The organism is Acinetobacter sp. YH12021, assembly GCF_013420145.1.
Lineage (GTDB): Bacteria > Pseudomonadota > Gammaproteobacteria > Pseudomonadales > Moraxellaceae > Acinetobacter > Acinetobacter towneri.
Genome location: NZ_VOYT01000006.1, coordinates 89,206 through 112,543, shown reverse-complemented (window position 1 = coordinate 112,543; position 23,338 = coordinate 89,206). Strand labels below are relative to the sequence as shown.

The 23,338-nt window shown below is 40.6% G+C and carries 19 protein-coding genes, 1 tRNA gene and 1 pseudogene; 17 read left to right on the top strand and 4 right to left on the bottom strand.

Features of this window, described 5'->3' with window-relative positions:
• Nucleotides 1–152: 152 nt before the first annotated feature.
• From FTT91_RS07365 to rpmE, 4 genes are all read left to right on the top strand, one after another.
• The gene (locus FTT91_RS07365) at nucleotides 153–2,351 is read left to right on the top strand and encodes an MFS transporter (RefSeq protein ID WP_096901072.1); all 2,199 of its coding nucleotides are present in this window, start codon (nucleotides 153–155) and stop codon (nucleotides 2,349–2,351) included.
• Nucleotide 2,352: 1 nt separating this feature from the next.
• A complete protein-coding gene (gene gloA, locus FTT91_RS07360) occupies nucleotides 2,353–2,754 on the top strand; it encodes a lactoylglutathione lyase (protein WP_004971627.1) in 402 nt (133 codons plus the stop codon).
• Between the two features lie 190 nt (nucleotides 2,755–2,944).
• On the top strand, nucleotides 2,945–3,943 hold the full coding sequence (locus FTT91_RS07355; protein ID WP_171062555.1) for a bile acid:sodium symporter family protein: 999 nt from the start codon (nucleotides 2,945–2,947) through the stop codon (nucleotides 3,941–3,943).
• A gap of 203 nt (nucleotides 3,944–4,146) precedes the next feature.
• Nucleotides 4,147–4,371, top strand: coding sequence for a 50S ribosomal protein L31 (gene rpmE / locus FTT91_RS07350; RefSeq protein ID WP_004971624.1), 225 nt, complete (start codon nucleotides 4,147–4,149; stop codon nucleotides 4,369–4,371).
• 86 nt (nucleotides 4,372–4,457) lie between these two features.
• Here rpmE and FTT91_RS07345 read toward each other — a convergent pair whose 3' ends face one another.
• The 3 genes from FTT91_RS07345 to epmB are packed head-to-tail and all read right to left on the bottom strand — an operon-like array spanning nucleotide 4,458 to nucleotide 9,339.
• A complete protein-coding gene (locus FTT91_RS07345) occupies nucleotides 4,458–6,581 on the bottom strand; it encodes an EAL domain-containing protein (protein WP_154320867.1) in 2,124 nt (707 codons plus the stop codon).
• On the bottom strand, nucleotides 6,563–8,308 hold the full coding sequence (locus FTT91_RS07340) for a hypothetical protein (protein WP_004971620.1): 1,746 nt from the start codon (nucleotides 8,306–8,308) through the stop codon (nucleotides 6,563–6,565). Before FTT91_RS07340 ends, FTT91_RS07345 begins: the two co-directional genes overlap by 19 nt.
• 14 nt (nucleotides 8,309–8,322) lie before the next feature.
• On the bottom strand, nucleotides 8,323–9,339 hold the full coding sequence (gene epmB / locus FTT91_RS07335) for an EF-P beta-lysylation protein EpmB (protein WP_096901068.1): 1,017 nt from the start codon (nucleotides 9,337–9,339) through the stop codon (nucleotides 8,323–8,325).
• Nucleotides 9,340–9,651: 312 nt separating this feature from the next.
• Between epmB and efp the strand changes: the two genes are divergently transcribed.
• From efp to FTT91_RS07280, 11 genes and pseudogenes are all read left to right on the top strand, one after another.
• Nucleotides 9,652–10,221, top strand: coding sequence for an elongation factor P (efp, locus tag FTT91_RS07330; protein ID WP_004971615.1), 570 nt, complete (start codon nucleotides 9,652–9,654; stop codon nucleotides 10,219–10,221).
• Between the two features lie 266 nt (nucleotides 10,222–10,487).
• Entirely contained in the window at nucleotides 10,488–12,587 is a 2,100-nt protein-coding gene (locus FTT91_RS07325) for a carbon starvation CstA family protein (RefSeq protein WP_180169207.1), read from the top strand.
• Between the two features lie 10 nt (nucleotides 12,588–12,597).
• Complete coding sequence (locus FTT91_RS07320) at nucleotides 12,598–12,903, top strand: YbdD/YjiX family protein (RefSeq protein ID WP_171324790.1); 306 nt, start codon at nucleotides 12,598–12,600, stop codon at nucleotides 12,901–12,903.
• 155 nt (nucleotides 12,904–13,058) lie between these two features.
• Nucleotides 13,059–14,018 carry a MoxR family ATPase gene (locus FTT91_RS07315; protein ID WP_096901148.1) on the top strand — a complete coding sequence of 320 codons (960 nt, stop codon included), beginning with the start codon at nucleotides 13,059–13,061 and terminating at the stop codon, nucleotides 14,016–14,018.
• A 7-nt stretch (nucleotides 14,019–14,025) separates the two neighbouring features.
• Complete coding sequence (locus FTT91_RS07310; RefSeq protein ID WP_154320866.1) at nucleotides 14,026–14,934, top strand: DUF58 domain-containing protein; 909 nt, start codon at nucleotides 14,026–14,028, stop codon at nucleotides 14,932–14,934.
• A 5-nt stretch (nucleotides 14,935–14,939) separates the two neighbouring features.
• A complete protein-coding gene (locus tag FTT91_RS07305) occupies nucleotides 14,940–16,967 on the top strand; it encodes a DUF3488 and transglutaminase-like domain-containing protein (protein WP_180169206.1) in 2,028 nt (675 codons plus the stop codon).
• 32 nt (nucleotides 16,968–16,999) lie between these two features.
• A tRNA-Val gene (locus tag FTT91_RS07300) sits at nucleotides 17,000–17,076 on the top strand.
• Nucleotides 17,077–17,199: 123 nt separating this feature from the next.
• Nucleotides 17,200–17,839: pseudogene (locus FTT91_RS07295) on the top strand (ABC transporter permease).
• 116 nt (nucleotides 17,840–17,955) lie between these two features.
• Nucleotides 17,956–18,135 carry a hypothetical protein gene (locus FTT91_RS07290; protein ID WP_004971601.1) on the top strand — a complete coding sequence of 60 codons (180 nt, stop codon included), beginning with the start codon at nucleotides 17,956–17,958 and terminating at the stop codon, nucleotides 18,133–18,135.
• A gap of 418 nt (nucleotides 18,136–18,553) precedes the next feature.
• Entirely contained in the window at nucleotides 18,554–19,876 is a 1,323-nt protein-coding gene (locus FTT91_RS07285; RefSeq protein WP_004971599.1) for an NCS2 family permease, read from the top strand.
• Nucleotides 19,877–19,973: 97 nt separating this feature from the next.
• Nucleotides 19,974–20,975, top strand: a complete 1,002-nt coding sequence (locus tag FTT91_RS07280; protein WP_180169205.1) for an adenosine deaminase — start codon at nucleotides 19,974–19,976, stop codon at nucleotides 20,973–20,975.
• A 106-nt stretch (nucleotides 20,976–21,081) separates the two neighbouring features.
• Here FTT91_RS07280 and FTT91_RS07275 read toward each other — a convergent pair whose 3' ends face one another.
• On the bottom strand, nucleotides 21,082–21,636 hold the full coding sequence (locus tag FTT91_RS07275; RefSeq protein ID WP_180169204.1) for a cytochrome b: 555 nt from the start codon (nucleotides 21,634–21,636) through the stop codon (nucleotides 21,082–21,084).
• 526 nt (nucleotides 21,637–22,162) lie between these two features.
• On the opposite strand from FTT91_RS07275, the gene FTT91_RS07270 reads away from it, so the two are divergent.
• A complete protein-coding gene (locus FTT91_RS07270; RefSeq protein WP_004971594.1) occupies nucleotides 22,163–22,549 on the top strand; it encodes a hypothetical protein in 387 nt (128 codons plus the stop codon).
• A gap of 93 nt (nucleotides 22,550–22,642) precedes the next feature.
• Complete coding sequence (gene rnhB / locus FTT91_RS07265; protein ID WP_004971591.1) at nucleotides 22,643–23,224, top strand: ribonuclease HII; 582 nt, start codon at nucleotides 22,643–22,645, stop codon at nucleotides 23,222–23,224.
• Nucleotides 23,225–23,338: the final 114 nt, after the last annotated feature.

Sequence of the window (23,338 nt, the reverse complement as noted above, 5' to 3'; positions counted from 1 at the left end):
GTATACAGGTTTAAGCGGAAAATTCAAGCTAAGCCGTAATTTTTACTACAAAATGACAAAGCTGTTGTGGATAATTTCATAAATACTGTTGAAACAGAAGCTATTCCGCGATTGAATAACAACAATTTGACTTGATAGAAAATAATAATCGAATGACCACACAACAGACTGGGCAAACTTCAGCACAAAATACAGGGTGGAAAGCTGCATTTACGGCATTTTTAGACCGTCGTGCGCTGATTATGCTGTTTTTGGGCTTCTCTGCAGGTATTCCAATTTTACTGATTTTTTCCAGTCTATCTTTGTGGTTGGGCGAAGCAGGCATTGACAAAAGTGCGGTCACTTTCTTTAGTTGGGCTGCCTTGGGTTATTCCTTTAAATTTGTCTGGGCACCATTAATTGATGAATTACCCGTACCCTATTTAACCAAAAAACTGGGGCGACGTCGGGCATGGCTGCTCATCGCCCAATGTTTAATTGTTTGTGCAATTGCGGTGATGGCATTTTCTGACCCAGCTTTGGGACAGGCGCATTTATATCAAATGGCATTGGGTGCAGTATTACTGGGCTTTTCTGCAGCCACGCAAGATATTGTGATTGATGCTTACCGTATCGAACTGGCTGAAACTCAAATGCAAACCGTGTTGGCATCGACCTATAACGCGGGCTATCGCATTGGGATGATTGTCGCAGGGGCAGGTGCTTTATTTTTGGCAGCCTCGTTAGGTACAGCCAAAGGCAACTATATTTATAGTGCATGGAAAATTACCTATTTGGCGATGGCTGCGGTGATGCTGATTGGCATTATCACGACTTTGGTGATTCGTGAGCCGCAAGTGAATCGGGTCAGCAAGCATTATCAACGACGCGACTATTTTCGTCTGGTTACGGTGTTTTTTGTTGCGGTATTCAGTTTTGTATTGTGCTACGTCTTTTCGGGTAATTTTACCGAAGCCTTAAAACAACAATTCCAACTCAAAGATGCATTTTTATTATTTTCTATAGAAGCTTTACGTTTTATTGCATCGGGTGCGGCTGCTGTAGGCATGGGCACAATTTTGGTCAAATTGGGCGCAGTCAATAAACAGATGGCATTTGAAACATGGGTGCATCCTGTTGCAGATTTCTTTAAACGCTACGGCATGAAACTGGCACTGGTGTTATTACTCTTGATTGGTTTTTATCGAGTTTCAGACATTATTGCAGGTGTAATTTCCAATGTGTTCTATCAGGATTTGAACTTTAGCAAAGAACAAATTGCCGAAGCGGTTAAGGTTTATGGGGTCATTTTCAGTTTAGTGGGTGGCTTCTTGGGCGGTTTACTGGCACAGCGTATGAACATTATGAAATTAATGTTTGTTGGCGCGGTGTTGGCATCATCCACCAATCTTATTTTTATTGGTCTGGTGAAGTCAGGACAGCAACTGAGCGATGTGCAAGTTTCTGTGGGGCAGCAACAATATCAAACCCAGGCCGATGAAGTTGGATATTGGAAAGTGGCTGTGCCTAGTCAGGTTTTAGCAACACAGGATGAAATTCAGGTACGTGCGCAATACCAAACGGGCGATACGCCGTCACGTTTAGTGTCGATGCCGTATTTGCACCAAACTGAGATTGAAACTGCACAACTCCAGTTTTTACCACTGACTTCGGATAATCGTATTAGCGAAAATGAAGCCAGCAACAGTATTGTCGTACGTGGGCAATATGCAGGGCCTGCCTTAACCGAACAGCAAAAAATTGTACTGCAGCTAGATGGTCAAAATTTTGATGCAAAACTAGATGCACAAGGAATTTTTACGGCAGCGATTGCAGGGCAGCTTTTGGCAGACTCACCAAGTAAACAACTGCAAGCTGTATTATTAAATGGACAGCAAACTGTACAACAACACAGCCAAACCTATCAGGTCGATTTAAACACACATGAAGGCAATGCTTTGGATGTAGATATACAACCTTTGCCGATCGTTCAATCATCTTCAAACAATATGGTTGAAATTCAGGGCAAGGTGATTAAGCCATATAGCACAGCATGGTTATATTTTGCGATTATTGTCGATAACTTGGCTTCAGGTTTAGCGGGCGCGGCTTTTATCGCATTTTTATCCAGTTTAACCAGTGTGTCATTTACTGCTGTGCAATATGCAATTTTTAGCTCACTCATGACCTTGACTCCTAAGATTTTAGGTGGTTATTCAGGTACTATAGTGACCAATATTGGTTATCCAAACTTTTTCCTCATGACCACATTAATTGGAATCCCTATTTTAATTTTAGTGGTGTGGGTGGCGAAATTGTTACGTGACCATCAACACATACAAGCAAAACCGATTGAACAAAAGGATGAATGACATGCGCATGCTGCATACCATGTTACGTGTAGGTAATTTAGAGCAATCATTAAAATTTTATACAGAAGTTTTAGGCATGACTTTGCTGCGTAAGCGTGATTATGAAGAAGGTCGTTTTACCCTTGCTTTTGTAGGCTATGGCGATGAAGAAAATCACACCGTTTTGGAGTTGACGCATAACTGGGATACAGACAGCTATGATTTGGGCAATGGTTATGGTCATATTGCAATTGCGGTAGACGATGCCTACAAAGCATGTGAAGAAATTAAAGCGCGCGGCGGCAATGTGGTACGTGAAGCAGGGCCAATGAAAGGTGGTGTAACTGTCATTGCTTTTGTTGAAGACCCAGATGGTTATAAAGTTGAATTGATTCAGCAAGATCAGAACGCACGTAATAACTAAGTCTTCATCAGTGAAGCAGTAAAAACCAAACCTTTATGGCGCAATAAACTGAATGTTGTTCAGTATTCATTTTGAAAATATTGAACATCGCCTGAAAATGCTCGCTTTTTGAATATTGCTCAGTAATATACCTTTATCGAAAGGTAAAAATTGCTGGGCTTTTTTGCAACAGTAAAAGAATATACAGGATGTGTTTATGTTGAAGTTATTGGCATTGGATCGCTTTACCATTCTTTTGTTTGTGATGGTCATCCTCGCCAGTGTCGTGCCTGTGTCAGGGCAAGCAGCCGAAGTTTTTAGTGTGATTACGACAGTTGCCATTGCAATCTTATTCTTTTTGCATGGGGCGAAATTATCACGTGAAGCTGTCATTCAGGGCATGATGCATTGGAAATTGCATGCGTTGGTATTTACTTTTACCTTTGCGTTATTCCCAATTTTAGGTTTGCTGGCAAAGCCAATTCTAGTGCCAATGCTCGGGCAGGAGCTGTATTGGGGCTTTTTGTTCATGTGCTTTTTGCCTTCAACCGTGCAATCTTCAATTGCCTTTACGTCAGTGGCAAAAGGCAATGTTGCCAGCGCAGTCTGCAGTGCGTCATTCTCTAATTTAATTGGGATGTTTATTACCCCAGTTTTAGTAGGCATCTTTATTTTAGGGCAGTCTGAACACGGTTTTGACCCGACAAATTCGATTATTCAAATTACTTTATTGTTATTGGTGCCATTTATTTTGGGGCAGTTATTACGTCCTTATGTTTTTCCTCAGATGTTGAAATTACCAAAGCTGGTCAAGGTATTTGATCAGGGTTCGATTTTGATGGTGGTTTATGGTGCATTTAGTGGGGCAGTGGTAGCAGGATTGTGGCATCAAGTTAGTGGTATGACTTTATTGCTGTTGATTATTGCTTGTTCCGTGTTATTGACCCTTGTGATGTGGTTGGCGTGGGTTGTGCCGCAATGGTTGGGTTTTGCACGTGAAGACCAAATTGCCGCATTTTTTTGTAGCTCCAAAAAAACCTTAGCCAGTGGTGTACCGATGGCGCAAATTTTATTTATTGGGCAGCCGTTGGGGATGATTGTTTTACCGATCATGATTTTCCATCAAATTCAGTTGATGGTGTGCGGTGTGATAGCCAATTATCTCGAAAAGCAGCCCGATTCGACTGAACCTCAGGAATTAAATTCCTAAGAATAATTAGCTTTAAAATATTTTATTCCGTATAATATTGCCCAACTTGTTGTGCTTAGCTCTGACGGTATCCGTCTCGGTGGGCCAAAAGAATGGTCTGTTGTGGTGTTGGTCTGCTTTTAAAGCATGTCCTCATTTTTTTAATGAGAGTGACCAATTGCGATGACAGCTTAAGCCTTCTTAAATCTTAGGAGTAATCGACGATGCGCGCCGATATTCACCCAAAATATGAAAAATTAGTTGCAACTTGTTCTTGCGGTAACGTAATCGAAACTCGTTCAGCAGTTGGTAAAGAAACTCTTTATCTTGACGTATGTTCTGCATGCCACCCGTTCTACACTGGTAAGCAAAAGAACGTTGACACTGGCGGTCGTATCGACAAGTTCAAACAACGTTTTGCTGGTATGTCACGTTCTATCAAACGTTAATATCCAGTACGAAAAAAACGGGCAATTGCCCGTTTTTTTGTGCCTTAAATTTTAGGGTCTACAAATAGACCCTAATGCACAAGACCTTATTGGTCTTGCACATCAATTAAATGATCGAGTTTTTTCTGGAAATAATCACCCTGAATAAAGCGCGCATCGACATTCCACGCATTCGCAAACAGGTTCATATCATTTAAGTCACGCAATAACACTTCTACAGGTTTAATTTCACTATAAATGCTCAATTGTTCCTGTAATTCTTGCGTCGAGTCATCAGCAGCCAGTTTTTCAGTCAGTGCACTGTGCAAGGTCAAGTAGTGAATATCGACTTGTTTCAAGATAGATTCACTATAAATCGAATGACCAAAATCACGCAGAGAAATTTCAGCGCCGTGCTGACGTAATAAACTGATTTGTTTCTGCGCATCACCTAAGTTTTGGCTGATGTCTTCTTCAGAGAATTGCAAAATTAATGGATGGCTGAGGCGGCTACCAATAATCGTTATCAGTTTAGACACAAACTCAGGGAAGCTGCGGTCTTGTAATAAAACAAATTTGTTTAAATTGATAATCAGCTTCGCTTCAGGATATTGGGTGATGAAGTTGTGCAATTGTTTACAAGCTTCGACCAAAATCCAACGATCCAGTTTAATGGATAATTCTGGGTCTTCAGCCAAATCTATTAAGCCTGTCAGTGATTTCCATTCACTATTGAAAATAAAGCCACTAGTTACTTCATAGGTATATAAATTGGTGTCTTGCTTATCATAAAGTTGTTGATACTTCAGATGAATTTCACCACGATCAAGACTTTGACGTATCGCTGCAATAATCGCAGATTCACTATACGATTGTGGTACAGCTGCAGCAGATTCAATTACATTTAAGTTAGATTCACCAAAGGACAAGTCTAAGGTTAAACCTGAGTTATGTTGTTCTTGCTGTTGTGGTAATGCGTTGGCAAAACCTTGGCTAATCAGTTGCTCAAAACTGCTTTCATTTTGAATGTCTGGAGTGAATGGCACATAACCAATACGCAAATTAAGTGGGTAAGTATGTTGATCTACCGTAAGTAATTGCGGTTTCGTGAGTGAATTTAAGCCAATCAGTTTCGATTCTAAAATTGCAGGCGATTCTGCTTGGAACAAACCAACCACTAAACCATTACTCACATTAAATAATGGTACATTGGTCTGTTCTTTTAAAAAATTTTGAATGTTGGTAAAGTAATTTTTTGTGGTTTGCCAGTCGGCTTGGAAAATTGATTCAGGACAGTTCGCCAAAGAAAATACCACCAAAGCATTGGCACTAGAAGGCTGTTTGGCTAAAGTGCGATTTACCAATTGGTATGTGCTTGGTTTTGCCGCTGCTTTGTCTGCTGTCGTTTGAGCAGGGGATGTATTTTGCGCCGTATTTTCAATATCTATGGTGATTTGTATGGCGTCGTCAGCTGCTCCAATAAATTCAATTTTGAGTGGGTTTTGTTTTGCTAATAGCGGGTTTTGGCTATGAATATCAAAACGGCCGTGTTCAAATTGTCCTTGACTGACTTTCTTAAAGCGGAATTTAAAATCTGTAATATCTTGCGGTTGCAATAAATCCAATAATGGCAAGCCAATAAGGTCATCTTCACTTTTTAAACCAAATAGCTGTAAATATTCAGCATTGGCTTGTGCATGAATTCCTTCCTGAATAATGGCTACTGCTTTGCTACTGTCTTCGACCAACGCCTGAGCTTGTGATTGTGCATTTTCCAGTTCAGTCATAAGTTGTTCTTGTGACTGCTGTAAGCGACTAAAAGACAGTGCGCGAATTAAGCCAAAATAGAAGCGTTCGGGGTAATCTAAATTGATAATGTCATAGATGCCTTTGCGCACATAACTGGTGTATTGCGTGGCATCGTAATCGTCTGGTTTGAGCAAAAGTAGCGGTAAATTTGGTTGCTGTGATGCACGAATTAAAGTGAGTGCCTGATCGACTTTTAGGTCATAAGCACGACCAAAGATCACCAAATCCCAAGTTAAATGTAATTGTTTTTCAAAGTTTTTAATGTCATCTAATAGATAAGCCTGAACACGGTGCTCATTTGCAGTGAGTTGTTCACAAATTTGATTAAAACGTATTTGGTTGTCATCGATTATGAGTAAACGTGTTTCGGTACGTTTGAGCTTTTTAGACAATAATGGATTTCTCACTTTAATGCTTCCCATAAATCGTGATTTTTAACTTCATTCACTTGTTTCTGAATAAAACCATCAAGTAAAGGCTGTTGTTGGTCATTCAACAACTCAAAATCAAAGCGCATAAAGCTTTGGGTAATCAATAACGGCTTAATTAAGAACACTTTTAGTTCTTCTTCACCTAAACGTAGCTGTACGGTTTGTTTGTCACGTAATAATTGCAGACTTGGCAAAATCAATGAGGTATTGACTTCATTGACCTGCGTACTTTGTACCAATAATGCTGGATGATAATGTCCTGTATGCCGATCTGTTTTAACAAAAACAGCACAAGGGTAAATATCTTGGGTTAAAATTTCCAAGCCAAGTTCTAAGCTTTTTTCAGCAGATTGTTTAATCCAGCGAATAACACCACCACGCCACGGACTTTGGCTATTTTCCTGAACCAGAATAAATTCACCTGTTTTAAGGTTTTTCGGTGTTTCACCCGTCCATTTAATACGATAGCCATTGACACTAATATCTAAAACATCGGCATTGTAAATTTGTTTGGCTTCACGGTCTAAGGTTTTAACAGCGCTAATATCTACCGTAGAGTTGGTATGCATGGCATTGATAAACTGGCTTTCATTCTGGAATTGGTAGTTATCGCCCAAAGCCAGCGTTTCATTGAAGTTTTTACCATTAGACAGATAAAAATGTGCCACAGTCAAACCAAAGCAAATTTTAATCCGTGCCGAATATTCATAACGCTCATGCACACGTTCTGCTGTATTGGTCAAAATATTGTGCAAATGGAAATGCAGAGCAGGGGTTAAGAATAGCTTTTCATTGCGTGATAAATGTTCACCTTTACGACCTTGAACTTCATTTAAATGATCGAGTAGGGGTTGAGTTGCAATAAAAATATTGGCATGAAAACCTTGGCTTTGGTGCGTATTGTAAATAGGTGGATGATCTTTGCTTGCATCGACCACATAACGTGAAAGCGTCGTTTCTTTGGGTAAAACTTGAATCAGTTTTGCCCAATCAAAGCTACAGAGATATAAGCCTTGAATTTCTGCAGGTCGAATTTGATGGGTATTGAAAATTTCCAATAAAATCAGCTGTGCATAGGCTTGAGCAATATTAATCAGTTGATGTTGTGTGCCTTGTAACTGATTAATATTATTTAAATAATAATGTTGTTGAATGGCTGTATCTAAAAGTTGGTGTGCAATTAACCACTGATTTGGCAAGGCGTGGCTATAAAGCATGTGTTGTTGATAGCGCAGTAGAGCTAATTGTTGTAAAGCATAATAGCTAGATAGAACTCGTGCAGTTTGTAAGTTCTTTTTTAAATTAAAGGCAAATAAAGAAAATTTTTGTTGGGTGAGTTGTTGGTGGCTACGTCGGGAAATATTAATATAGACTTTGGCGAAATGACTGCGTAATAACAGCGCGAGTTCAATAATATGATCGTTGCGGTCATTACTAATCAAAGCCTGGTTGAAAAAATGCTTTTCCAGACTGGTAAGCACATTTTCAAGTGTCGGATGAATAGCTTGAATTAAGTCAAAACGTAATGTTTCCTGACATTTCAGTTCTGAAATTTCTAAAAGTGCATTAAATAGAGCTTGGGAAGAATCACCCAATTGTAAAATGGATAAATCCGCTGCCCATGCCTGAATGCTTTTAACCGTATTTTGACAAAAACTCAATTGCTCCAGCTTTAGTTCGCTGGGAACTAGAAAAAGATCTGAAGTATTCATATTCATGATTGTTATTTAACTCAATAAGTTGAAACCCCAAAAAGCGGTGTCTTGTTTTTTTCGCCCGCAATTTCCCTAACGAGTTTAGGAACTAAATAGCCAGGTAAGTTCGCTAAAAGCTCTTTATAGATGTGATCAATGTCTTGCGGCATTAAATCAAAATGATGCGCTCCTTTTACTTTATCTAACACGTGTAAATAGTAAGGCATCACCCCCGCATCAAAAAGACGATAGCTTAAATCGACCAAGACCTGAGCAGAATTATTGACCCCATTTAATAAGACTGCTTGATTCAGAACGGTGATGTTTTGTTCGACTAACTTGGCAAGTTGCGAACAGGTAAAGTCATCTAATTCTGATGCGTGGTTCGAGTGTACCACTAGAATAATACGCAGCCTACTATTTTTTAGTAAGGAAATCAGCGATTCATCGACACGGTTGGGAATAACAATCGGAACTCGTGAATGAATTCTCAAAAATTTTATTTGCGGAATAGACGCCAATCGCTCAATCCAGATATTTAATTTACGATTTGACAAAGTGAGCGGGTCGCCACCACTTAAAATCACTTCATTAATATCGGGCTGGCTTTCAATGTAATTACGGATATTGTCCCAGTCTTCAGTTTTTGGCAGATTTTCCTGATAAGGAAAGTGCCTGCGGAAACAATAACGACAATGTACTGCGCAAGCACCAGTCAAGGTCAGCAAAAAGCGTGATTTATATTTGTGTAAGACTCCAGGTTGTTGATTGGCTTGTTCCTCACCCAAAGGGTCGGTCACAAATCCAGGATGATCTTCCAGTTCTAAATGATGTGGCAGAACCTGTAACAGTAAAGGATCGAGTGGATTGCCTTTTTGCATTTTGGCCACAAATGCACGCGGGATACGCAATTTAAACTGATTGGATGCCAGTAAAGCACCTGACAGCAACTGCTGTTCAGACAGCTCTAAAATATTTAACAATTCGCGTGGGTCGGTGATCAAGTCACTGAGTTGAGATTGCCAGTTTTGTTCTTGGTACAGGTAGTTGATCATGCCAGAAAAGATTTAAATATGAGGTGAAAGGAACCAAGTACACATCTATTTAGCGTAGATGAATTCTTTGTTCATTGAGCGTGAATGCCGCGAATGATTAATCGCTTTGAATCAGAATCATTACAAAACAGCTGATTTTACCGATATCTTGAAGTGATCGGTAGTGGATTTTCATTGCTTCGTTATGGCTTGCTCATTTACAATACGTCCGATGAAAAAAGATGTTGCAAGATGGCGAGCATCGCAAAGCTGCGTTGGTCATTTGCTTTGTAACATAAATAGTTAAGTTAGTCAGTTTGGAGTGTGCCAGTCATGGCCTATTATTCTACGAATGATTTCAAGTCAGGCCTTAAGGTTATGCTTGATGGTAACCCATGTTCAATCATGGAAAATGAATATGTAAAGCCAGGTAAAGGTCAAGCGTTTAACCGCGTAAAACTTCGTAACCTTCGTTCTGGTAAAGTTTTAGAAAAAACATTTAAGTCTGGTGATTCACTAGAAGCAGCTGACATTGTAGAAGTAGAAATGGAATACCTCTACAACGATGGCGAAATGTGGAACTTCATGGATCCTGTATCTTTTGAGCAAATTGCTGCTGACAAAACCGCAATGGGCGATGCTGCAAAATGGTTAAAAGATGATTCAAACGAAAAATGTACCATTATGTTGTTTAACGGTGTGCCTTTAACTGTAAACGCACCAAACTTCGTGGTATTAAAAATTGTCGAAACTGATCCGGGTGTACGTGGCGATACTTCTGGTGGTGGCGGTAAACCAGCGAAATTAGAAACAGGTGCAGTGGTACGTGTTCCTTTATTCGTACAGCAAGAAGAAAGCGTTCGTGTAGATACACGTACAGGTGAATACCTAGAACGCGCATAATGATTTATTGATAAATCATAAGTAAAAGAGGGGGATGATTCGCGTCATCCCCCTTTTTTGTTGATTTGATTATGTGGTAAAAGAATAGGTGAAAAGTATAGGAAACTGTTGGTGCTCCATTTAAGTGTACGGTAGCGCACACTATGGATGTAAGGGCAGCAGACATCAAAATAAAAGGAGCAGGATCAACCAAGGATTTAGGAAATAAAGCTACATCTCGACAATAAAAGTAACGCTTAAAAAATGTAACAAGAAGAGAGATTGACATGGAAACAGTTCAACCGAAGTCAGGTCTGACTTCAAAAATTATATGGCTTTTGGTCGCTATATTGGGTGCAGTATCTTTTGGGATATTGGCAGTCAGTAGAGGCGAACACGTCAATGCAGTCTGGTTAGTTTTAGCTGCGGTCTGTGTCTATAGCATTGCATACCGCTTCTACAGTTTATTTATTGCCACCAAAGTATTTGAGTTAAATGAGCGACGCTTAACGCCCGCACATCGTTTGGCTGACGGTTTAGATTATGTGCCCACCAATAAAAGTGTGTTATTTGGTCACCACTTTGCCGCGATTGCAGGTGCAGGCCCTTTAGTTGGGCCTATTCTTGCAGCACAAATGGGTTATTTACCCGGCACGATCTGGCTTTTAGTCGGGGTGGTGTTGGCAGGTGCAGTCCAAGACTTTTTGGTTTTGTTTATTTCTACACGTCGTGATGGGCGTTCTTTGGGAGAAATGGCAAAACAAGAGTTGGGTTCATTTGCTGGTGTGATTGTCATGCTGGGTGCGCTGGGCGTGATGGTGATTATTCTTGCCGTACTCGCTTTGGTTGTCGTGAAAGCTTTAACCAATAGTCCGTGGGGCGTATTTAGTATTGCAGCCACCATCCCAATTGCGATTTTCATGGGCATTTATATGCGTTTTATTCGTCCGGGGAAAATTGCTGAGGTTTCCATTATTGGTTTTGTCCTGATGATGATGGGTATTATTTATGGTGAAAATGTTGCACAGCATCCATTCTGGGGGCCTTTATTTACTTTAAGTGGCACAGAATTAACGTGGTGTTTAATTGCCTACGGTTTTATTGCTTCAGTTTTGCCAGTGTGGTTGTTATTGGCGCCACGTGATTATTTATCGACGTTCTTAAAAATTGGTGTTATAGCGGGTTTGGCTGTCGGGATTGTGTTTGCAATGCCTGAAATGAAGATGCCTGCGGTGACCCATTTTATTGATGGTACAGGGCCAGTATTTGCGGGTTCATTGTTCCCATTCTTATTTATTACCATTGCCTGCGGTGCGATTTCAGGTTTCCACGCCTTAGTGTCTTCAGGTACGACGCCAAAACTAGTCAATAACGAAAAAGACATTCGGATGATTGGTTATGGCGGCATGTTGATGGAGTCTTTCGTGGCAATCATGGCAATGATTTGTGCCACGGTGCTAGACCCAGGCGTGTACTTTGCCATTAATGCACCCACTGCAGTTTTAGGTACAATGGTGGAAAGTGCAGCAGAAGCGGTACGAAATTTAGGCTTTGTAGTGACTCCTGAGGCTTTAACCATTTTGGCAAAAGAAGTCGGTGAAAGCTCGATTCTGTCACGTACGGGTGGTGCGCCAACGTTTGCAATTGGTATGGCACATATCATCACCGAGATTTTTAATAACCGCTCAATGATGGCATTCTGGTATCACTTTGCCATTTTATTTGAAGCCTTATTTATTTTAACTGCAGTAGATGCAGGCACACGTGCTTGCCGTTTTATGGTGCAAGATACTGTAGGTATTGTTATTCCTGCAGTGAAAAATTCACATAACTTCTTTGGTAACTTGCTTGGCACAGCAGTTGCGGTGGCTGGTTGGGGCTTCTTCGTCTATCAAGGCGTGGTCGATCCTTTAGGCGGTATTAATAGCTTATGGCCTCTATTTGGTATTGGTAACCAAATTTTGGCAGCGATGGCGCTCATTTTAGGTACAGTGATTCTGTTTAAAATGAAAAAAGAAAAATATGTTTGGGTGACGATTATCCCTACAGTTTTCTTGTTCATTACTTCAATGACTGCAGGTTGGCAAAAGATTTTCCACGACAATCCCAAAATTGGTTTCTTGGCGCAAGCAGATCGTTTCAATGCTGCAATTCAACGCAATGAAATTTTAGCACCTGCAAAAACAGTGACTGAAATGCAAACCATTGTCATGTCCAATCAAATTAATGCTGTGTTATGTGGTTTCTTTATGATTGTGGCATTTGTGATGTTGTTCGCTGCCATTGGGGTGATTCGTCGTGCCTTGGCAAGTCCAACACCAACTGTACATGAAGCTGAAGCGATTTATCGTGATCCTGAAACGATTCAGCCGAATAGTGGTCATTAGGAGTGAGCACATGATTAAGCTTAAATTTGCCCAACAGGGTAAAACGGTGATTTACAACATCATTAAAATGACCATCATGTCGCAAAAGGATTTGATTCTGAATCCGAAAAACTGGTCGCGTATCGCTACTTTATGGCAGCGTTTGCAACAAAGTTTTCGTTTAATGGTCGGTGTACCCGATTATCAGAATTATTTGGAACACATGCGTAAGCATCATCCAGATTTAGAAGCTATGGATCCGAAGACTTTTTATCGTTACTGTGTCGATGCGCGTTACCCATCGGCAAAAGGTGGTCTGAAAAAGTGTCCGTGTTAATCCCGTATCACGAAGGAAATGTATAGAGATACGGGCTGTTTAAACCTTACTTTTAGGCAGTTTAGAATATCTTGAGGATTTCTTTGGAAATTTAGCAAAACGGTGTATGTTTAAACATGCGCCGTTTTTTATTGGGGATAAGGGGATTTACTGTGATTTGGGGTACAGAAAAAGTTCAAAAACAACAACTGACGCAAGCGCAGCAACAGCTCAATGCACAGATTGAATCTTATGCGGGTAAAATTCAGGCTTTTTTGACTGAAATTAACACCATTATTTTAGATAAAGAACAGCAGACCAAATTGGCGTTAAGTTGTTTGTTGGCGGGCGGGCATGTGCTTTTTGAAGATTTACCCGGATTAGGCAAAACCACCTTATCGAGTGCTTTATCGCACTTGGCGGGTCTGCAATTTCAGCGCATTCAGTTTACCAATGACATGCTGGCCAGTGATGTGATTGGCGTGAATATGTTTAATCAAAAAGAACATCAATTTGAATTTAAGCAAGGCCCTATTTTTACCCAAATTTTATTGGCAGATGAAATTAACCGTTGTTCACCTAAAACCCAAAGTGCCTTGTTGGAAGCGATGGAGGAAGGTGCTGTTACGGTGGATGGTGTGCGTTATAGCTTGCCGCAACCTTTTTGGGTGATTGCCACACAAAATCCACTGTTTCAAAGTGGTACTTATGCGCTGCCAGAATCACAGCTTGATCGTTTTTTAATGCGTCTGTCTTTGGGTTATCCATCGCGTTTTGCTGAAAAAATGTTGCTGCAACAAAACTCCAGACATGCGCTGATTGCCAGTTTGGCCCATATTTTTACTGAAACAGAAATTTTAAATTTACAGCAATTGGTCACGGAAATTTATGTGTCAGATACCGCGCTAGATTACTTACTCGACTTAGCCACAGAAACCCGTAAAGCGCGTCACGGATTATCTACCCGTGGTGTTTTGGCATTGAAAAAAGCAGCACAAGCACATGCTCTAATTGAGCAACGTAGTTTTGTCACTGCCGATGATATTCAAGCGGTATTTGTGGCAGTTGCTGCACATCGTATTGGATTGAGTGAGGCAGAAACTTTGTATGTGATGCAACAGGTTAAAGTGAGTTAGTACACGCATGTTTAAGCAGGCATGGCAAAACTGGATCAAGACACGTTTTAAATTTGATCGACACAAGGCCTTAAAACAAAAAGATATTTTGGTTTTTATTTACCAACAGGGCTATCTGTATTTAGTGCTGATTTTGATCACGTTTATTGCAGGCGTGAATTATGGCAATAACCTGATTTTAGGCTTTTGCTTTTTGATCAGTGCCATTTTATGTATCAGTTTTTATTTGACCTTTAAGCAGCTGCATGAATTAGAGATTGAAATTGTGACCACCGAAGTTGGGCAAGTAGGTGAAGTATTGCAATTACAATTGCATTTCAAACAAGAGGTCGCGCAGGCACGCTATTTATGGATTAAAGCCGATCATCAATTAGAAAAGGTTCTTATTCAAGACACTCAGCAGCAGTATGTGTTGACATTTTTTGCAGCGCAACGTGGGCAGTTTCATTATCCTTATTTACACATTTATTCGGTTTATCCTTTTGGCTTGGTACGTGCGTGGACTTATTTGAATTTGTCACGTACCGCGTGGGTGGCACCCAAAGCCGCCATGTATAGCGCAGAGAATAAACAGCATCAACACAGCTTTCAACCCGATTTAGACGAGTTTCGTGAGCTGCGTGATTTTCAATTGGGCGATTCCTTACAAGCCGTGTCGTGGAAGCAAGCGGCACGCGGTCAGGGCTTATATGTGAAAGTTTTTGAACAATATCAGGATCAACAGAGTATCGACATTCACTATGAACACATGCCTGCACCGACCCACGAAGAAAAACTAAGTTTGATGATGGGCTTAGTTGAACAATGTGAACAACAACAGTTGAATTATGCGATGTTTTTGCCGCATGCGACCCTTGAAAAAGGCGTAGGCGAGCGGCAGTTGAAACAGGCAAAAATTCTTTTGGCACAGGCTTGATGATCATGCACAATTCGATTCAGCAATCTATTCTGCTTAGCCTGATCTTAATTTTGGCTGCTCACATGCTGTTTAGCCCTGTGGCATTGAGTGTCATTTTCGGACTCATGTTGTTGCTGTTGTATCTTCACTATAAAAACAAGACAGCGCGTATTTCTAAAGTTTGGACTTATGGATTGACCTGTTGTGCCTTAGCCAGCATTTATTTGAGTTATAAAAGCCTGATTGGTGTAGAGGCAGGGGTTGCCTTATTAAGCACCTTTTTGTTTGCCAAAGCTTTAGAAAGTCATACTCAGCGCGACCTGATTATTTTATTTAATTTTGCGCTTTTTGTGAGCGCCAGTTCATTTTTATACAGCCAGAGCATGTGGATGACCGTGTTGGTCATTCTATGTTTAATCAGTTGTTTAATTGGGTTATATCGGATTCAAAAAAGTGCATTTTCAGATTATGCGTCGCGTCATTCGAGCAGGCAAGATGCAAAGCATGACCTTAAAAATGTCGCCAAGTTTATCGCATACGCTTTGCCATTCTTTTTATTATTGTTTTTATTCTTTCCACGTTTACCGCCATTGTGGCATGTACCTATTCCTGATGCCAAAGGCGTGACAGGTATTAGTGACACGATGTCACCAGGCGATATTGCCGAATTATCACAATCTTCTGCTTTGGCATTTCGTATTGTGGGGAATATGCAGCAACTGCCGCCACGTTCAAAACTATATTGGCGGGCGATGGTACTGGATCAATATGATGGTCGCACATGGACAAGCAATTTTAGCAATCAACAACCCGTTCAGGCAGCACAATTACAGCCAGAGCAAGTCGATTTTCAGTATCAATATATTGCAGCAGATCCACGTGTACAGTGGATTATGGCGCTGGAAAAATCTGTACCGAATCAACACGGTTATGTATTACGCCGTGATTGGAGTATGGTGCCACAGCGTCAAAATGGTCGGATTCAACCGATTGCTTTGCAGTGGGTTGGGGAATCCGCACGTATTCAAGGGGATGATGCACAGAACGAGCGTTATCGACGCTTTAGCCAGCGTTTAAATGTTCAGGTACAGACGCAATCTGACCCAAAGGCACAGCAATTTGCCCTGCAGCTGTTTGCCCAAAGTCAGCAACAACCTGAACGCTACGTGCAGAATGTATTGCAGTGGTATCGCAATAATGGTTTTAGTTATACCTTAAAACCCGGAACACTCGGACAAAATCGGGTCGATGAATTTTTATTTCAGAGCAAGCAAGGCTTTTGTGAGCATTATGCCTCAAGTTTTGCCTTGCTGATGCGCTATGTCGGAGTCCCTGCACGTGTAGTCGTGGGCTATCAGGGCGGGGAACTTGCACCCGATGGGCAAAGCTGGGAAGTACGACAGCAAGATGCACACGCTTGGACAGAAGTGTTGCTCAATCAACAATGGGTGCGCATAGATCCTACAGCCATCATTGCTCCTCAACGTATAGATGATGGCATGCAAAACCTAATGGCAGATGATCGAGCCGTTTTAGGTACTGACACACAAATGTGGCAATACCAACATTCTAATTTTATTCGTTCTTTACGGGTGTGGAGTGATTATGCGAGTTATCAATGGCAAAGCAAGGTCGTGGGCTATGATGCAACATCGCAACGTGATTGGTTTGGACGCTTGGGGCTAAACTCAAGTTATGCATTGGTGATGATGTTGGTTTCGAGTATTGCTGTGCTGTTACTGGGATATTTGGGTTGGATATTTTGGAAAAAACGTCAGCACATCTCTGCAGTAGATCGAGCCTTACAGAAATTTGCTCAAGCCTTACCCGTTGAACTACAAAAACAAGACGCAGAAACGGTCACCGTTTGGATGCAGCGCTTGGCGGAACAAGTTGATGTGAATGAACAAGCTGCTTTTAAAAGTCTTGGATTGTGGTATCAACGCTACAGGTATGCTGTAAATACAGAGCATGTTTCTGAGCAGTATTTTTATGATTTGCTTAAAACTTGTGCGGATGCGTTGGAAAAGCGCAGAAAGGGCTTGTCTTAAAAAACAAAAATGAATATGATGCCAAACAATTTAGGCGTATAGCTCAGTTGGTTAGAGCGCTACGTTGACATCGTAGAGGTCTCCAGTTCGAGTCTGGATATGCCTACCAATACATTAAAATTATATGTTGTTACATAACTTCATATAAGTAATAAAGCTCTGAATTATAACGATTTAGGGCTTTTTTATTGCTTTTCTTAAAGATACATAAATTCGCTTATAGTTTAAAAATATGTACACAGTGGTGTACACATGTAAGTTTTCGGCTTATTTTGCACTAATTGGTTTTTATTTTGCACTAGAGCTTTCAAGCCTCTTTCCACATTTCATTTGTGCACTGATTCGTGAGCGAGAACATGGCACCATTAAGCATTTAACGGTTATGCTAGTCACGGTTTTTGAAATTATGCTGGCAAAGGTTTTATCGATGAGCCTTGTGGTGCTTTTAGCAGCTTTTTTAGGCTTAAAAGTAGTGGTGCAGGGGGCATTACAGGTACCCATAGAAGGAAGTTTGCTGTTATTTTTCTTTGGAGCCTTGCTGACCTTATTTGCAACAACCTCAATGGGTATATATATGGCAACCGTGTCTAAATCGATGCCGCAATTCGGTTTGCTGATGATGCTTATTCTGATTCCCTTGCAAATGTTGTCTGGGGGCAAGTACACCACGAGAAAGCATGCCAGAAATTATTCAAAATATCATGTTGATTGCAACGACAATGCATTTTGTAACATTGGCGCAAGCAATTTTATACCGAAATGCAGGATTGGATGTGGTCTGGCCTTCCTTTCTATGGTTAATCGCAATTGCAACAACATTTTTCTATGTATCTTGGAAACGTTTTAAAAATACCATTCATACAATGGCTTAATGTAATAGATTGAGTTTGATCGCTGAAGCACAAATTTTGACTGGGGCGTATTAAGAGTTACACCGCGCATAATTTTTGCTAATATGTATGAAAATTGTTCAATAAAAGTAAATGACATGAAACACATTCTTGTGCCAGTTTTGGTGGTGTTGGTCGTTTTATTAGGTTATCTCGTTTACTTGGAAGAGGAAACGCGAAAGCAGGCAGAACTGAACCGAGTTTTGACTGAATCTGCAAATTTATCGCTAGAAAAAACAGAAGCGGCTACACCACAGATTTTGCAAGTCACAGAATAAGCGTAGAAATTTCTAACATAATGTGTGGTAATTGCTTTATTCATCACACTTTTGTGTGCTTCACTTTATCGTAAAATTTTATCTTTAATTCAAAAAACTAGAATTTTTAAAAAATCCCTATGGTATAATTTGCCAATTGAAACTGCTTCATCACAACTCAAAGGCATTACTTTTGAGAGTGACTGAAGTAAAAAAAAGATGAACAAAGCTGCATAAAATTTATGCGGCTTTTTTATTTAGCATTCCGAATTTTTGATTTTGATAAAATCAAATGCTTGATTGTGAATTAAGTTTATCTTTTTCATGTAATTTTACATGCTCATTGGGCAAATCTATTGTTGCAACTAACACAGGCTTTTAAGTGCTGACTTAAAATTCAGTCATACTGCAAATTCAGTTTATTTACAGGGGCTAGGTCATGACGACTCCTAATCCATCCTCAGCGGGAATGCTTGAGCGCTTATTCAAATTAAGCGAAAACAAGACCACATTCCGTACCGAGATTTTGGCGGGTGTAACCACCTTCTTAACCATGTGTTACATCATTATTGTCAATCCAATGATTTTATCTGAAACAGGAATGGATCATGGAGCTGTCTTTGTCGCCACCTGCTTAGCCGCAGCAATTGGCTGCCTAGTGATGGGGATTGTTGCTAACTACCCAATCGCACTGGCACCGGGCATGGGGCTAAATGCTTATTTCACTTACTCGGTGTGTTTAGGCATGGGAGTGTCTTGGCAAACGGCTTTGGCTGCAGTTTTTGTATCAGGGATTATTTTTATTGCCATTAGCATGTTTAAAATCCGTGAAGCAATTGTCAATGCCATTCCCATGTCATTAAAATTAGCCATAGGCGGTGGTATTGGTTTATTCCTTGCTTTAATCGCGCTTAAAAATGCTGGTGTTATTGTCGATAATCCTGCGACTTTGGTGGGCTTAGGTGACTTAAAACAACCCACTGTACTTTTAGCGCTATTGGGGTTTTTAATGGTGGTGGTGATGCATCACTTTAAAGTGCGTGGTGCAATTATCATCAGTATTTTGGTGCTAACTGCGATTTCAACAGCTTTAGGTTTAAGTGAATTTAAAGGAGTGGTTGGTGAAATTCCATCTCTTGCCCCTACTTTCATGCAGATGGACTTTGAAGGTCTATTTACAGCAAGTTTAATTGGTGTAATTTTCGTATTTTTCTTGGTCGATTTATTTGACTCTACAGGCACTTTAGTGGGTGTTTCACATCGCGCAGGCTTGTTACAAGATGGCAAATTACCTCGTTTGAAAAAAGCGCTTTTTGCCGACTCTTCTGCCATTGTAGCAGGTGCGGCATTGGGTACATCTTCAACAACGCCGTATATTGAATCATCTGCAGGCGTTGCAGCGGGTGGTCGTACTGGTTTAACCGCAGTGATTGTTGGCTTGTTGTTTATTGCCTGTTTATTCCTGGCGCCGCTCGCGCAATCGGTACCTGGTTTTGCAACAGCACCTGCCTTGTTATTTGTGGGTGTGTTGATGATTCAAGGCATTGTGCATATTGATTGGGATGACATCACCGAAGCCGTGCCTGCCTTCTTAACCCTCGTGTTCATGCCATTTACTTATTCCATTGCCGATGGTATTGCCATGGGCTTTATTAGCTATGCGCTGATTAAACTACTCACAGGCAAAGCCAAGTCTGTACCTTATATGGTTTGGATTATTGCTGCACTTTGGGCATTAAAATTTGCCATGTTTGGCGGTTAATATTTTAAACGGAAAAGGGGTGTAAACTCAGTTTGCACCCTTTTTTATTTTGATCAATTTTTGAAACTCTCCCATTCAATAGCAAAAAGGACAGAACATGAATCAACTTGAGCTAATCCGAGCATTACCTAAAGCAGAACTGCATGTGCATATTGAAGGTACTTTTGAACCAGAATTGATGTTTGCTATTGCGCAGCGCAACCAAATTGACATCCCTTATCAGTCCGTAGAAGAAGTCAAACAAGCCTATAACTTTCATAACTTGCAGTCTTTTTTAGATATTTATTATGCAGGCGCACAAGTGTTGGTGCATGAGCAAGATTTTTACGATTTGGCTTGGGCATATTTTGAAAAATGTGTTGAAGACCGTGTGGTACATACCGAAATGTTTTTTGATCCGCAAACCCATACCGAGCGTGGTGTGGCATTTGCAACCGTGATTAATGGCTTACAACGTGCTTGTGATGATGCGCAAACAAAATTAGGCATCAGTTCAAATTTAATTATGTGTTTCTTGCGTCATTTAAGCGAAGATGCAGCATTTGCCACACTTGAACAGGCTTTGCCTTATAAAGATCAAATTATCGCAGTGGGTTTGGACTCAAGCGAAGTTGGACATCCACCTTCAAAGTTTGAACGTGTCTTTGCCAAAGCACGTGAAGCAGGCTTTTTAGTCGTGGCACATGCAGGCGAAGAAGGGCCAGCCGAATATGTTTGGGAAGCATTAGATTTACTGAAAGTAAACCGTATTGATCATGGTGTGCGTTCTGAAGAAGATCCTGTATTAATGCAACGTCTAATTGCAGAGAAAATGCCGCTCACGGTCTGTCCATTGAGTAATTTAAAGCTATGCGTAGTGGATGATATGGCACAGCACAACATCCGCCGTTTATTGCAGCAGGGTGTTAAAGTGACAGTTAATTCAGATGATCCATCTTATTTTGGTGGTTATATGAATGATAACTTTGTTGCTATTAGCCAAGCTTTAGATTTAAGCAATGCTGAATTAAAACAATTGGCGGTTAATTCTTTTGAAGCTTCATTTATTTCGGCTGAAGAAAAGCAAAAATGGATTGAGCAAATTCAAGCATTGGTGTGAGTTAAACTGAATTTAGATAGCTTAGACTACAAAAAAGCAGCTTTAATTAAGCTGCTTTTTTGTGGGCGAGTGTTTTGAATCGCGTTCAATTCAAGTTTTAAACAAATTATTTACCTTGCTGCGTCATACTACGCAATACATCGTCTTTATCTATAAAGTGATGTTTAAGTGCTGCAAGCACATGCTCAACCACCATTGCCGCTGCAAACCATGACAAATAAGTATGTACAGGTTTTACAATCGCTAATAGTTCAGGATTTTTATCCACCAATGCTGGAATTTCAAATAAATACAGCACAGGCACAGGTTTACGCACACTCCAGCTAAACAAACAGCCCGTAATTGGAATCGCAATCAGCATAAAATACAGCCCTAGATGCCCTAAATGCGCTAATGTTTTCATCAACGGTGACATGCTGTTAGGCAGTTGCGGTGCAGGGTGGGTATAACGCCAAAATAAACGAATTACCAATAAAAATATAATTGGTGTGGCGACATTTTTATGCAGGGTAATCACATCACCTTTGAAGCTGCCATCGGCTTCATAGCTTAAAAAGTTGCCACTAAAAAAACCGATTGCCCATGCGGCAATAAAAATAATCGCCATGAGCCAATGTAAAACTTGTGCGGTACGGGTGTAATATGAAGTGGAACTGTTCATGTTGTATTTCAGGCGAATAGTGTGCTTGCATGCTAAACAACAGCATGTAGCGAAAAAAGTATCCACCTGCAACGGAGTGTTGAAAATCTGCAACGCTGCAAAAAAAAATAGCGTTCTTGAGGGGGCTGTTGATATTTCATAAATAGTTTGCGCTGTAGGCTAAAACTGAGCAGATCAGACATGAAACGCAGGGAATAGCGAGACTATTGCCAAGTTTCATAACGCAATCTGAGAAAGTTTTAGCCACAGCCTTTCAGGACAAGCATATTTTTTGCTGCTATTGCGTTATGAGTCAGTCATTTAGAATGACTAAATTTCCTACCTCATGCCTTATATCAGCTAAAAAACCTTGCGAGATATATCTCTCATGTCGCAAACATAGAAAAATTGTCAACAGCCCCTAGCCTTAAGCCTAAGCACATGAATGTAGAAATTGCAAAAAGCTATTCCTTCGTCAAACAAGTTTAGGCACAATAGCGGCATTGTTTCACTCAAATGACTTGAATATTAAATACAGGAAATATCCATGAAAAAACTACTCGCTGTATTGGCACCTATCGCTTTGGTTTTATCTGCATGTACCACCACTACAGGTACTACTACAGGAACGACAACTGCACCGACAGCAACTCAACAATTGGGTATGGCGGCGATTAAAATTGCAATTAATGCCAAGTGTGTGACTGAATTAAACAACATTCCTGCATGGCACACTGCGACACGTGTTATGACACCAACGCAAAAGCAAAATGTTCAAGCGGAAATTTGTGGTTGTGTCAGTGAAAAAGCACCACAAAACGTGACTGCAGTAGATTTAGCCACTGCAGCAATTGACCCTGCTGCACGTGCAACGATTGTGAGCAATGCAGTATCAAGAACCATTAATGCATGTGTGGCAGAAGCAGTAAGATAAGTTTACTGATTCTGTAAAATTAAAGATGGTGCGTGTTGATTCGCATCGTAAGATAGGCTGAAGATTTCAGCCTATTTTTTCTGGAAAAAGATGATGAAAATTGCAGGTGTAGATGAAGCAGGGCGTGGGCCTTTAGTGGGTTCTGTTGTCGCTGCGGCAGTTATTTTAGATCCGAATAACCCGATTGAAGGTTTAAATGATTCTAAAAAACTGACAGAAAAAAAGCGTGAAAAGTTATTTGTTGAAATTCAGGAAAAGGCTTTGGCTTGGGCAATTGCAGAAGCATCTGCAGCCGAAATTGATGAACTGAATATTTTGCAAGCGTCGTTATTGGCGATGCGTCGTGCGGTGGAAGCCTTATCTATTCAACCTGAGCATGTCTTAGTCGATGGCAATAAAATTCCGCAGGGTTTAGCGATGTCTTGTGATGCCGTTGTTGGGGGAGATGCATTACATGCAGAGATTTCGGCAGCCAGTATTTTAGCTAAAGTGGCGCGTGACCGTGAAATGGTATTGCTTGATCAAGCATTTCCACAATTTGGTTTTGCCAAACATAAAGGTTATCCAACCAAAGCACATTTTGAAGCCATTGCACAGCATGGCGTGATTGCGGCACATCGACGTAGTTTTGCACCTGTGCGTAAAGCTTTAGAATTAATGGAAAACTCACAGTAATTTTCATGCAAAACTTGTGCTGAGTTGCCTGTAAAATAGCTTTTACATGATTTGAATCAGGGCAAGTTTTTAAAAAGCATTCAGCAGAAAAATTTAAAGCGGCAAATGAGCCGC